Source organism: Pseudomonas sp. 58 R 3, from assembly GCF_900006605.1.
In the GTDB taxonomy this organism is placed as follows: Bacteria; Pseudomonadota; Gammaproteobacteria; order Pseudomonadales; family Pseudomonadaceae; genus Aquipseudomonas; species Aquipseudomonas salomonii.
Genome location: NZ_CVTT01000052.1, coordinates 140,627 through 153,413 on the forward strand (window position 1 = coordinate 140,627; position 12,787 = coordinate 153,413).

A 12,787-nucleotide genomic window follows, 5' to 3' on the forward strand; every position below is an offset into this window, starting at 1 on the left:
CCTGGGGATTGGTTCTGCGGGCAAAACCGCAACGGATTCTGCACCGTTGCGCTCACGCGCAGGGTAATTCAACAAACTTCTCTGCATTGGCCCTCAAGTGCCGGTAAAGTAAGCCATCTCTTGCCAGGGTAGTCGGATGAATAGTGTGCGGATTTTGCGCGGCCAGTTGCGGCCTGCATTGATGGGCGTGTTGATGGCGGTGGCCTGTGTCACCACCGTTCGAGCCGACGATGGCGTGGCGCTGACCAGCGTCGAGCAGGTGCCGGACGGCGTGGAAGTGCGTGGCAAACAGGTCGCGGCCTATACCTGGGATGACCACCAGGGCAAGAACTTGCTGGTACTCGCCGAGCAGGTCAGCGAACGCGATGATGACGGCACCCAATCGGCGTTTGTCTACGCGGCCCAGTATTTGCTCGGCGGCGACCGCCCCAAGCGGGTCTGGATGCTTTATGACGATGTGCAGCATTGCGAATTCGACGCAGGGCTGCGTTTTGATATGACGGCAACCAAGGTCACTGACCTTGCCGGCGATGGCATTACCCAGGCCACGGTGGGCTATTCGCGCACCTGCACCAGTGATGTCAGCCCGCGCGAGTTCAAGCTGATCATGCATGTGGGCAAGTCGCAGAAGTACCGCCTGCGCGGTGTCGATCGCGTCGGCGCAAGCTGGTGGGACGAGGATGCCGGTGCCCTGCGGGGTATGCCGCTGCCTACCGACTGCAGCGTTGCCGCGCAGCAGGCACTGGTCAGCCAGTACAAGGAGCAGGGCACCGAGTTGCCGCTGCCGGGCTGTTACGGCGATGAAAGTGACTTTGCCAAGGCGCCGGACAGCTACCTGGCGTTCATGCGTCAGCATTGGTTTGCACTGATGCAGAAACAGGACGCCGACTGGAGCCAATCCCAGGCGCAGCCTCAGGGTGAACCCCCGACCGAGGACGACGAATCGGCCCCGTGATGTGTGTCGCGATTTGGTGCCAGGCCCGGTCCCGGGTTAGACTCGGCCTTCGCCAATTCACTAAATACCTCGATTAAACAAAGGCTTGAGCGAGGTATTTAATCCAAAGGCTGATCTACCTTGACTGAGTCTATCCGCAACCCACTGACCCTTTACCTCACCCGCTTGGCGCCCTCCAGCCAACTGACCATGCGCTACGTGCTGCAAGATGCCGCCGACCGCCTGGGCTATGAAGACATCAACCTGGAAGAGATCGACTGGCACCTGCTGCAACCCGAACAGGTGATTGCCCTGGTCGGCGCCTTGCGCGAGGACGGTTGTGCGCCGAACACGTCGTCGCTGTATGTGAATGCGGTACGCGGGGTGATGAACGAGGCCTGGCGGATGAGCCTGATCAGCCAGGATCATCTGTTGAAAATGCGCTCGGTCAAGGCCACTCCGGGCACGCGCCTCAGCCAGGGGCGTAACCTGCGCCGCAGCCTGATTCGCGAAATGATGGAAGTCTGTGCCGCCGACCCACGCCCACAAGGCCTGCGGGATGCCGCCGTGATCGGCATTTTGTATGGTTCAGGCATGCGCAAGTCCGAGTCGGTGAACCTGGACCTGGCGCAGATCAACTTCGATGAACGCAGCCTGCGGGTGATTGGTAAAGGCAACAAAGAACTGATCAAGTACGCCCCGGCCTGGGCGTTTGACAAGCTGCAGGCCTGGCTGGCGTTTCGTCGCGAGCAACTCAAGGAAGGCGAGCAGGACGATAGCTTCCTGTTCAACCGTATCCGCCGTGGCAGCCATATCACCCGTGAACGCATCACCAAGCACGCGATTTACTACATCGCCCGTCAACGCGGTGAGCAGGTGGGCGTGAAGATCATGCCCCATGACTTTCGGCGCTCGTTTATCACGCGGGTGATTGAAGAACACGATCTATCGATTGCGCAGAAACTGGCGCATCACACCAATATCCAGACCACCGCCAGTTATGACGTGCGCGATGACAACGAGCGGCGTCGGGCGGTGGACCGGTTTGATTTGTAGTTCTGAACACAGCAAAGATTTTGGAGCCCCCCTGTGGCGAGCCTGCTCGCCACAAGAGCGCCGTTGCCACATAGTCGCAACAAGTTAGAGAATCGGTTTGCCGCCGGTGACCGCGTAGCGTGAACCGGAGATATAGCTGGCTTCGTCCGAGGCCAGCAGCACATAGATCGGTGCCACCTCCACAGGCTGGCCTGGCCGGCCGAGCGGTGTTTCGCTGCCAAAGCTCTGCACATCTTTGTCGGGCATGGTCGCTACAATCAGCGGCGTCCAGATCGGCCCGGGTGCCACGCTGTTGACGCGAATACCCTTGTCACCCAGTAACTGCGCCAGGCCACCGGTGAAGTTGGCGATCGCGCCTTTGGTGGCGGCGTAGGCCAGCAGGGTTGGCTTGGGCATATCGGAATTGACCGAACTGGTGTTGATGATCGAACTGCCGGCCTTCATATGCGGCAGGGCCGCCTTGCAGATTCGAAACATCGCAGTGATGTTGATATCGAAGGTCTTGACCCATTCTTCATCCTCGATTTCTTCGAAGGTTTCGTGGGTCATCTGGAACGCGGCGTTGTTGACCAGCACGTCAATGCGGCCAAACTGCTCGACGGTCTTGTCAACCAGCGCCTGGCAGGTGGCTTTTTGCGCGATATCGCCCGGCAACAACAGGCATTGGCGGCCGGCTTCTTCGACCCAGCGCGCGGTTTCCCGGGCGTCTTCATGCTCATCCAGATACGCGATAGCCACGTCGGCGCCTTCACGGGCAAAGGCGATGGCCACCGCGCGGCCAATGCCGCTGTCGGCGCCGGTGATCAGGGCGATCTTGTTGGCCAACCGGCCGGAGCCTTTGTAGCTCTTCTCGCCGCAGTCGGGGTACGGGTCCATTTTCTTCTGGGTGCCTGGCACGGACTGGGCTTGAGGCGCGAAGGGTGGGCGAGGGTAGTCGGTCATTTCAGTCTCCATAGGTCTTGAGGGCCTATGGAGTTAGTTGTTTTGCCGCCCGGGATAGTTGTAACGGATCGGCGAAGGCCCCGACGAATGGCGTCAGCCACGCGTCAAGCACGCGCCAGATCAGCCGGCAAACGGCGCAGGGTCCACAAGGTCACCAGCATCGCCGCCACCGCGCACAGCGCAATGCCGACCAGCATGGGCGCAGGCGTATGGTCGGCAAACACGCCCACCAGCGTCATCGACACGGCCGCCGTGATCATCTGGATAGCACCGAGCAGCGCCGACGCAGAACCTGCGACTGCGCCGTGATCCTCCATGGACAACACCCCGGCGGCCGGCAGCAGCAGGCCGAGGAAACCGAAACCGATAAACAGCAGCACCATCATCAAGGCGAGGTTGTCGCTCCACAAGGTGGTGACGGCCAGCGCACTCATGACCACCGCCACGCCGATCACCGACCCGCGAATCAGCGGTGCCAGGCCAAAACGCGCACTCAGGCGTGCGGTCAGCTGGCTCATGGCGAAGAACGACGCGGCATTGACTGCAAAACACAGGCTGAATTGCGTGGGCGTGAGGCCGAAATACTCGATGTACACGAATGGCGCGCTGCCGATAAACACAAAGAACGTCGCCAGGCCAAACCCGCACACCACCGACAGGCCGGTAAATACCGGGTCGCGCAGCAAGGCGCCGTAGCTGCCGATCGCACTGCCCAGGGTCTTGCCCAGGCGGCGTTCGGCAGGATGGGTTTCGGGCAGTTGCACAAAGGTCATCACCAGGCACAACAGCGAAACCACCGCGAGCACCGCAAACACTTCACGCCAGCTCCAGAGTGAAATCACCACGCTGCCGGCCAGGGGCGCGAGGATCGGCGAAACACTCATCACCAGCATCAGCAGGGCCATCAGGCGCGCCGCTTCGTGGCCGGTGTACAGGTCACGCACCACCGCCCGCGGGATCACCATACCGGCGCAGGCGCCGAAGGCTTGCAGGGCACGAAACCCAATCAGCACTTCAATCGTCGGCGCCAGCGCACAGCCGACGCTGGCCACCGCGAAAATCGCCAGGCCCGCGTAAATCGGCGGCTTGCGCCCGTACACATCACTGATAGGCCCGTAGAACAACTGGCACACGCCAATGATCATGAAGAACACCGTGAGGCTCATCTGCACGGCCGCCGGCGACGCCTGCAGGCTGGCACCCAGGGTGGGCAGCGCAGGCAGATAGCTGTCGATGGCGAAAGGGCCAATGGCGGTGATCAACCCGAGCAACAAGGCCAGGTGGGCAATACTTCGAGACATGGGGATTCCGGGTCAAAGCAAAAGATCGGCCAGCTTAGTGAGCTGTACCTGGGCACACAAGGTGATGCTTACACAGACGCTACATTTTCCTGCGGCTTGACGGATCTTCATAAAATAAAGATTGAATAATCACACTTAATGTTATTTAAATAACAAAACAAGAGCGCTACGACCTGCCTGGTCGTGCCGCAACAAGGTGAGATAGCAATGGGCAAGATCGCAGTCATCGGCAGCAACATGGTGGATTTGATTACTTACATCGACCGCATGCCGGATCAGGGCGAAACCCTGGAAGCGCCGGGCTTTGCCTTGGGGTGCGGCGGCAAAGGCGCCAACCAGGCGGTGGCGGCGGCCAAGCTTGGCGCGGATGTGCTGATGCTGAGTAAGGTCGGTGACGACATGTTCGCCGACAACACCCTGGCCAACTTCCAGCGGTTTGGTATCGACACCCGCTACGTGCAGCGGGTGCCGGGCGTCTCCAGCGGCGTGGCGCCGATTTTCGTGCGGGCCGATTCCCATAACAGCATTTTGATCGTCAAAGGCGCGAACGCGCATTTGTTGCCGGCGGATATCGAGGCAGCGGCTGCCGACCTGCGTGAATGCACGCTGATCGTGCTGCAACTGGAGATCAACCTGGACACGGTCTACTACGCCATCGAATTCGCCCGCCGCCATGGCATTGCAGTGCTGCTTAATCCGGCACCGGCCCTGGCCGACTTGAGCGCCGAGCACCTGGCGCAGTTGGATTTCCTGATTCCCAACGAATCGGAGCTGGCGTTGATCGCAGGCAAAGTCGTGGACTCGCCGGACTCGGCCCGCAGCGCCGCACAGTCACTGGTCGCCCGCGGTATTCGCCACGTGATCGTCACCCTCGGCGAGCAAGGCGCGCTTTACGTGGGCGCGGAGGGCGAGTTCCAGGTGCCTGGCCAGCGGGTAGTTGCCCGTGACACCACCGGCGCCGGTGACGCCTTTATCGGTTGTTTCATCCAGCACTGGAGCCGCGACGGCGCTATTCGCCAGGCCATGGAGCAGGCAGTGGCATATTCGGCCTGTTCGGTCACAGCGCTGGGTACGCAGACCTCCTATCCCGACGCCGAAGCGTTCGCCCGTTTCCAGCAACAGCGGTAATACATTCAACCCAGCCCGGAGAACAATAATGAACAAACCTGCGCTGCAACAGACACCCGATGGCTTCTATCTGAACCGCACGCCCTGGTTCGCCTTTATCCTGCTGTGCAGCATCTTTGCGCTGTGGGCCGCAGCGGCGAGCATGAACGACGTGTTGATCGCGCACTTCAAGAAAGCCTTTCTGCTCAGCGATTTCCAGACCGCCTTTGTGCAGTCGGCGTTTTACCTGGGCTACTTTTTCGTGGCGATTCCGGCCGCGATGGTGGTGCGCCGCTTGAGCTACAAAAGCACGATTCTGATCGGCCTGTTGCTGTACATGCTGGGCTGCCTGCTGTTCTTCCCAGCCGCGTCCACCGCCAAATACGGCATGTTCCTGCTGGCGCTGTTTGTGATCGCGGCGGGCCTGTCGTTCCTGGAAACCGCGTGCAACACCTATTCAACCCTGATGGGCCCACGGGAAACCGGGACGCGGCGCTTGAACATCTCGCAAACTTTTCACCCGTTCGGCGCCATGGCCGGGGTGTACGTGGGCAGCTTTGTGATGTTCAAGGACACCGATGCCACCACCGAGCAACTGACGCAAATGAGCGCCTCCGAGGCGGCGGTGCAGCAGTTGCAGATGATCCAGTCCACGCTGTTGCCCTACAAGTGGATGATCGCCGTACTGGTGCTGATGTTTATCCTGATCGCCATCACCCGCTTCCCGGCCTGCAAGGGCAATAAGCCCGTCGACAATAAATCCGGCAGCCTGCGCCAAAGCCTGGGCCGACTGTGGCGCAACCCGCGCTTTACCTTTGGTGTACTCGCGCAGTTTCTATACGTGGGCGCGCAGGTTGGTGTGTGGAGTTTCACCATTCGCCTGGCCATGCAAATGGGCGGCATGAATGAGCGCAGCGCGTCGTGGTTTTTGCTGACCACGTTTGCCGCCTACTTTGTCGGCAAGATGATCGCCAACCTGCTGATGCGCCGCCTGCACCCAGCCCGGGTATTGGCGATATATGGCGTGCTGTGCATTGTGCTGCTGGCCTACACCATCCTGGTGCCGAACATTTCCGCGGTGTATGCGGCGGTTGGCGTGAGCATTTTTCTCGGCCCGTGCTGGCCGACCATCTACGGCCTGACCATCGATGGCCTGGGTGAAGACACGGGTGTCGGCGGTTCACTGCTGGTGATGAGCATTGTCGGCGGCGGGGTGATTCCGATCTTCCAGGGCCTGTTGTCTGACGCCAGCGGTGGCAACATGCAGTTGGCCTACAGCGTGCCGTTGCTGTGCTTTATCGTGATCGTGATGTATGCGCTCAAGTGTATGCGCCAGTCGGACAGCGTGCCGTCGGGTGCCGCGGCGGTGGCCTCATGAACGCGCGTATCCCGCTGTATCCGGTGCTGTTCAGCGAGCAGGAAAAGGTCCTGCTGCAATCCGACGACTTCAAGGTCAGTGCCTGGGTTTACCCGTCCGGCGTGTTGGCCGTGAGCCTGGAGAACAGCCGTGGACGCCTGGTGGTGTTGCCTTATCAGGGACAGATGATCTGGTCAGCGGTGTTCGACGGTTGCGACCTGACCATGACTAACCTCTTCGAGCAGCCAAGGCCCAGCCCGACGATAATCGACACTTACGGCTGCTTCATGTTTCACAGTGGCTTGCTGCGCAACGGCTGCCCGGCGCCGGATGACACCCATGCCTTGCACGGCGAAATGCCCTGCGCGCCCATGGACACGGCCTGGCTGGAAACGGGCGAGGGCGTCGTGCGCCTGGGTGGCACCTACCAATATGCCAAGGGCTTTGGCGATCGCTACAGGGCAACCCCAAGCGTGACACTACGCGCCGATTCGGCCCTGTTCGATATCGACCTGGACGTCACCAATCTGGCCGGCAAGCCCATGGAACTGATGTATATGGCCCACATGAATTACGCCTATGTGGCCGGCGCGCAGTTTGTCGAGCCACTGGGGATGCAGCGCTTGCGCCTGCGCACCAGCGTGCCGGACCACGTTAAACCAACGCCGGACTGGAGCGCGTATATGGCGCAACTGGCCGAGCATCCGACGCAGTTGGCGTGTCTCGATACACCGGCGTTATACGACCCTGAAATCGTGTTTTTCTTCGACGATGTGGGCGCAGATGCCACTGGCCATGCGCATTTTCTGCTGGACCACCCCAATGGTGCGGCGTTTTACACCCGTTATCGCCCCAAGGAGTTCGAGCACGCCGCACGCTGGATCCTGCACTCGCCGGACCAGCAAGTGGCGGCGTTCGTACTGCCGTCAACCTGTGAACCCGAAGGTTATGCCGCCGAAAAAGCCAAAGGCCACGTGCGGGTACTGGCGCCCGGGGCCAGCGCTTCGTTCAGCGTGACCACCGGCTATTTGAATGCGCGGGAGCGCCAGATGTTGTTGGGTTAAACCAGCAATTGCGCGCCGCTGGCCTGGAGGGCGTCTTTGTAGGCTGGGGGGATTTTCTTGTCGCTGACCACGTAGTGGAAGTCTGCAAGGCTGGAAAAGTGCGCCGTGCGCACCGTGTCGAACTTGCTGAAGTCCGCCAGCAATACACGCTGCTGGGCTTGGCGCAGGACTTTTTGCTTGACCTCGACTTCATTGAAATTGAAGCAGGTCACGCCAAATTCCTGGCTGACGCCCGCCGCCGTCACAAAGGCCCACGTGAGACGCACGCTGTCGAGAATGCTGCTTTCGGCGCTGCTTTCAAACACTTGGTTCTTGCGGTGAAAGGTGCCACCGCACAACACGATATGGCAGTTGGGCTTGTTCTGCAGCTTGAGCAGCACGTTCAACGAACTGCACACCGCCGTGAATTCCAGCTCGTCGGGAATGAAATCAATCACAAACGGCGAGGTGGTGCCGCAGTCGAAAAATACCGTGTCACCGGGCTGTATCAATCGCGCAGCGAGTTTGCCGATGCGGCGTTTTTCTTCGACGTGACGCGTGCCTTGGTCGGCGACCCGGTAATCACCGGCCTCACTGCCGACCCGTGTGATGTAGCCACCGAGCAGGCGCAAATGCTCGCTGAAGTGGCTGAGGTCGCGACGCAGGGTCATCTCGGAAACATCCAGCAGCGCCGCCATTTCCCGCAGGTGAATGGCGCTTTGGTCCTGCAGGGCTTGCTGGATAAGCTTGAGTCGCTCGGCTTTTTTACTGTCCACGGGCATTCCAGGGCTTGATTGTTTGTGTTAATTAAGTAACATTAATTGTGAATATTGTAACGCTTAATGTGAGCGCCGCAACACGCGGCACACCACCATTGGCAACATACAGGCAAGGGCACGTTATATGAATACGCTTCAACCCGCAGCATTGGCCAAGTACATCGATCACACCTTGCTGGCCCCCGATGCGACCCGTGAACAGATTCGCACCCTGTGCGAGGAAGCGCAGGCGCACGGCTTCTATTCCGTGTGCCTGAACTCGGGGCAGGTGCCTTACGCCGCGTCCTGCCTGAGCGACAATCGCGTGGTGATCTGTGCGGTGGTGGGCTTCCCGCTGGGCGCCGGCCTGAGCGACACCAAGGCCTTCGAAGCCGAACGGGCGATAGCCGCCGGGGCAGGGGAGATCGACATGGTGCTCAATATCGGCTGGCTGAAGGACGGCCTGCTTGAGGCCGTGCGTGAAGACATTGCCTTGGTGCATAAAGCCTGCGGCGCCGTGCCGTTGAAGGTGATCCTGGAAACCTGCCTGCTCAGCGACGAACAGAAGGTCCAGGCCTGCGAAATCTGCCGGGATTTGGGGGTGGCATTCGTCAAGACGTCCACGGGGTTCAGCCGCAGTGGTGCCACGCTTGAAGACGTGGCCTTGATGCGCAAGACAGTAGGCGCTGGCGTTGGGGTCAAGGCGTCCGGCGGCGTACGTGATTATGCGACGGCGGTGAAGATGATTGAGGCCGGGGCTACGCGCTTGGGCAGCAGCTCGGGGGTTGCGATTGTGGGTGGGGATATGGCGGCGGTGGGTAGTTACTGAAGACTGTTTATATAACTCAACTAAATATACATTTAGTTGAGTTATATCTAACGGATATAAAAAAGGAGGAAGCTAGTTCACCCGTGTAGGAGCAACCTCCTAAAAAACCTCAGCTATAAGGCTAGGGCGCGTTCTTGTCATCATCGCCAAAGGTGACGTTCTTATGCACAAAGTAGCCCACGACCCCCCAGCGCGTGTCGTCGTCTCGAAAAATGACTTTCTCTTTGACGTTGGTGGTGGCAAATGTCGAGGCAAACTCGATCACTGCGTAGCGTCCTGCAGGCGCATCGGGCAGATCAACAATAAAGCCAATGCTCTCGGGTTTTCGCGCCTGTAACGAACCCAGTCCGAGACGCAACGTTTTGAGCCCGGCCACCCACGCAAGCTCAGAGGTTTTCGCTTGCATAACCGGGCTCGCGGCTGCCCAGGTCTTAGCAGGTTCGCCGGCATCAAGCAGCATGAGAAACGCAGCGGCGTTGTCGAATACCTGGTGTTGCTGCTGCGGGGTTCCGGGATCGGAGGCCACGACCTTGGGCGATGGTTTGTTGAGGCTCACATCGCAACCGCCAAGCAACGCAGCGGCGAGCAATACGGCGGCATAGAGCTTCATGCAGATCTTCCTTGAGCACAGGTGGCGTTGGGACGAGTAAAGATTGTGGTGCTTTAAAAAGATGAGGTTGAGGCGCTTAAGCAGCCGAGTGGCAGCGATGAGTGAGAAGGTGAAAAACCTGGAGTAGCTGATTCCAAATCTGACGCGTACTGCTCCTGATTACGTAACACCGTGTTACGCATAATGTATATTATGTTAAATTATATGTCCGTGCTAGAGCCGAGCTGGTTGTCACCGATCCTTAAAAAAGAGAAAAATTCTTAAAAAGAATAATCCATATAAATCAAGAAATTAATATGGGTTTTCTTGCTGAGCAAACGAAGCATGAGCAGAAAAAATCTTATAGAGAATAAAAAACTATACTCGCAAGCCCTTTCCTCAAACGGCTAAAGATTTTTAATTAAGATAATTTGGCGGAATTTCTTCTTTATACGAACATCGACCGGGCCTACATGCATTTTTTTTCAATAAAATCATAGCTTTGGCGAGAGCACATATCGTCTGTGCGAGAATTTTATTTCGTCATAAACGATAAATTCAAAGGCATCTCTCCTCACATTTATGAAGCGATGGACCAACTAAAGAGCATGCATGGCTTAGACATTGCTGAGGTGTTTTTGGCAAGCCAGCTAGAAAGTAAGCTGTTCGTGCTGAGTAACGACCAAATAAAGCAAGTGTTGAACTCCTTTGAATCTACACCTCCCGCTCACAATCTCAAGGTGGTGGACTTTTACGAGGTGCAGAACGACGACCAAAATGACTGGGCTGACGCAGCTACCGAAGTCGAATTGAAGCTCAGAAATGCGGGCTCTGAAGTCGCTTTTGTGAAGGAAGTCACCTTCTACACTGTTAAGCATTGGCAACTCTTGACGGATAGAAATCATCGGGCTGTGGATGTCTCAGCGACGTATGATATTTCTATCTCCGAGAAAACCGGAAGCTTGGCAAAGAAGAAAATCCATCATGAAATCAAGCCCCAGGAAACAGATAGAATTAGGTTTAAGCTCCATTCGAAATTTAGCGCAGATCCTGACGGATTGTCGCTTTATCTCATTCAGGTTAATGTTCACTATAACGAGGAGATGGCGCCAGCTTCATTCCGGCAGACTTTAGTAAATATCCGCCCGCCGCAGGTTAGCGAGGGCTCGTACTTTGGAGGTTACTCAAACGAAACGTTAAAAAACAATAAGAACTTGGCTCGCGAGATTCTTAAACTTCATACAGATGGTGTTGGTGTCGAGGATTATGTGATCGAAGTTTTGGAGTCATGGATGTTAGCGCCTGACACACTTTAACCAAAAAATACGCTTCTGGGTTACTGATGAGCGCCTGCCACAAGCTACTTCTGTCGAAGGCTACGATGCCTTCTACCATGCAACTGCTCAACCGTATCATCGAGCTAAGCGCACCGCCCCACTTTTGATCAGGTGGAGTTTACGGAGCGCTTACCCCAATTCGTACTCAACTCGTAAGACTTCAAGCGCAGACGCTGCAACACAATCTCGGGCTCTACCATGCGAGCAGCAGACACATCCGCTTAGCTGTTACATGCAACTTCCGGCTCGGGAACCTTGACTCGCTGGGCCTTGAGTTGGCACCCTTTAAGGAGAAGTAGTTCATCGATTCGAGTCACGAATTCGCTGCTTGCATCTTCTGGTATAAGAACTGCTGCTAGAAATTGGGTGAATGGGGCGCTGAGAATAAAACCAGATCCATCGACATACCGGAATAGATTCTCGGAGGCCACGCCGCCATTACGATAGTTTTCGCCTTCCTTAGAAACATCGCGCCCTTCATACCGGTTGATCCATTTGAAGTCCGGTAGGATTTTCTGATTAAAAAATATCAACTGTCGGACATCAATAGCTACACGATACTCTTTCTCAATACCAAATTTAGGATCTTTTGTAAAAAACGCCTCTTTCTGACCTTGTTTGTTCACAACATACCTAACGGGCTCAAATCTATATCCGATAGGCAGTGCGTGATCCAAATAATCCCCAAGCTTAAGTCTATCAGCCACAAACAGGACGCAATCGGTTGACTTTGCGTAGCCCCCATAGCTATCCCACATGAATCGAGACATATATTTATCCCAATACCAACTCTGAATAAACTGGTCTTTTTTCTCACTGACCATCTGACCATGACTGAGGGTCGCAGCCTCTTGCTGAGATATTCGGAGCTCCTCAGGTACCTGCATATTCAAAATTTCTAGAATGCGTTTTTCGTTGTGCCCAAAATGTTCACGATCCCCTTCCGTGGGATCATCGGGATATTCATCTGTCCTTCGAAGATACAATCCCTCGTCCTCTAGGACTTTTAGTGCTCGCTCTCCGGGCATGTAACGCTGCAGGTGAGTTTGATGAAACATATCTTCTAATATCCTTATATGCGTAGCGACGAATGAAAATTTAACTGAAACCCTAAACACTACAGCCGCATCACTAACAAGCTATTACACAGGCAGCAAGAACTGGCCGTAACGCCGACCGCGCAATCGGCTGGCTAAGCCGTTGGGCTCATTTAGAGTCGGACGTATAGTAGCCATGATCTCTGCCAGGTTCCAACCACTCAAGCACGGTACTGTTCTCGTTCGCGTGATCGCAGCATGACTCCTGGAGCTCGTGTCCGCCGCATCATGCCAATGCTTCACCCTGGTCGGAATCCACGCGACATCACCCGCACTGAGGTTTCGCCTAGGCCCTCCTCGTTCTTACACCATCCTTCGCCGGCTGTGACGTTTAGCCACTGCCCAACGGGTACGCGCGTTGAAATCGTACTAACCCTGAAGCCGCGATCGCGGCATGGCCTCTGACGAAGTATAAGCTTTAGCCACCATGGCTAGAG

The 12,787-nt window shown here is 56.9% G+C and carries 12 protein-coding genes; 7 read left to right on the forward strand and 5 right to left on the reverse strand.

The genetic code is table 11. The features are described 5' to 3' along the window. Window positions 1-136 precede the first annotated feature (136 nt). Together BFP92_RS14550 and BFP92_RS14555 are read left to right on the forward strand one after the other, a co-directional pair. Window positions 137-955 carry a M949_RS01915 family surface polysaccharide biosynthesis protein gene (locus BFP92_RS14550; protein ID WP_065930023.1) on the forward strand — a complete coding sequence of 273 codons (819 nt, stop codon included), beginning with the start codon at window positions 137-139 and terminating at the stop codon, window positions 953-955. Between the two features lie 120 nt (window positions 956-1,075). Further along, the gene (locus BFP92_RS14555) at window positions 1,076-1,990 is read left to right on the forward strand and encodes a site-specific integrase (RefSeq protein ID WP_065930024.1); all 915 of its coding nucleotides are present in this window, start codon (window positions 1,076-1,078) and stop codon (window positions 1,988-1,990) included. Window positions 1,991-2,074: 84 nt separating this feature from the next. Here the strand turns inward: BFP92_RS14555 and BFP92_RS14560 are convergent, their stop codons facing one another. After that, on the reverse strand, window positions 2,075-2,932 hold the full coding sequence (locus tag BFP92_RS14560; protein ID WP_065930025.1) for an SDR family oxidoreductase: 858 nt from the start codon (window positions 2,930-2,932) through the stop codon (window positions 2,075-2,077). 104 nt (window positions 2,933-3,036) lie between these two features. Further along, window positions 3,037-4,233 carry a multidrug effflux MFS transporter gene (locus BFP92_RS14565; protein ID WP_065930026.1) on the reverse strand — a complete coding sequence of 399 codons (1,197 nt, stop codon included), beginning with the start codon at window positions 4,231-4,233 and terminating at the stop codon, window positions 3,037-3,039. A 207-nt stretch (window positions 4,234-4,440) separates the two neighbouring features. Between BFP92_RS14565 and rbsK the strand changes: the two genes are divergently transcribed. The 3 genes from rbsK to BFP92_RS14580 are packed head-to-tail and all read left to right on the forward strand — an operon-like array spanning window position 4,441 to window position 7,761. Then, entirely contained in the window at window positions 4,441-5,361 is a 921-nt protein-coding gene (gene rbsK, locus BFP92_RS14570; RefSeq protein ID WP_065930027.1) for a ribokinase, read from the forward strand. Window positions 5,362-5,389: 28 nt separating this feature from the next. Next, window positions 5,390-6,718: an L-fucose:H+ symporter permease gene (fucP, locus tag BFP92_RS14575; protein WP_017135709.1), complete on the forward strand. Its 1,329-nt coding sequence runs from the start codon at window positions 5,390-5,392 to the stop codon at window positions 6,716-6,718. After that, window positions 6,715-7,761 carry an aldose 1-epimerase family protein gene (locus tag BFP92_RS14580; protein WP_065930028.1) on the forward strand — a complete coding sequence of 349 codons (1,047 nt, stop codon included), beginning with the start codon at window positions 6,715-6,717 and terminating at the stop codon, window positions 7,759-7,761. Before fucP ends, BFP92_RS14580 begins: the two co-directional genes overlap by 4 nt. Here the strand turns inward: BFP92_RS14580 and deoR are convergent. After that, a complete protein-coding gene (gene deoR / locus BFP92_RS14585) occupies window positions 7,758-8,516 on the reverse strand; it encodes a DNA-binding transcriptional repressor DeoR (protein WP_065930029.1) in 759 nt (252 codons plus the stop codon). The genes BFP92_RS14580 and deoR overlap by 4 nt on opposite strands. Before the next feature lie 127 nt (window positions 8,517-8,643). On the opposite strand from deoR, the gene deoC reads away from it, so the two are divergent. Further along, window positions 8,644-9,327 carry a deoxyribose-phosphate aldolase gene (gene deoC / locus BFP92_RS14590; protein WP_065930030.1) on the forward strand — a complete coding sequence of 228 codons (684 nt, stop codon included), beginning with the start codon at window positions 8,644-8,646 and terminating at the stop codon, window positions 9,325-9,327. A 121-nt stretch (window positions 9,328-9,448) separates the two neighbouring features. Here the strand turns inward: deoC and BFP92_RS14595 are convergent, their stop codons facing one another. Further along, window positions 9,449-9,937, reverse strand: coding sequence for a DUF4019 domain-containing protein (locus BFP92_RS14595; RefSeq protein ID WP_065930031.1), 489 nt, complete (start codon window positions 9,935-9,937; stop codon window positions 9,449-9,451). 587 nt (window positions 9,938-10,524) lie between these two features. Between BFP92_RS14595 and BFP92_RS14600 the strand changes: the two genes are divergently transcribed. Beyond that, the gene (locus BFP92_RS14600) at window positions 10,525-11,232 is read left to right on the forward strand and encodes a hypothetical protein (RefSeq protein WP_139114068.1); all 708 of its coding nucleotides are present in this window, start codon (window positions 10,525-10,527) and stop codon (window positions 11,230-11,232) included. Window positions 11,233-11,474: 242 nt separating this feature from the next. Here BFP92_RS14600 and BFP92_RS14605 read toward each other — a convergent pair whose 3' ends face one another. Then, window positions 11,475-12,311, reverse strand: coding sequence for a hypothetical protein (locus tag BFP92_RS14605; RefSeq protein WP_065930033.1), 837 nt, complete (start codon window positions 12,309-12,311; stop codon window positions 11,475-11,477). Window positions 12,312-12,787: the final 476 nt, after the last annotated feature.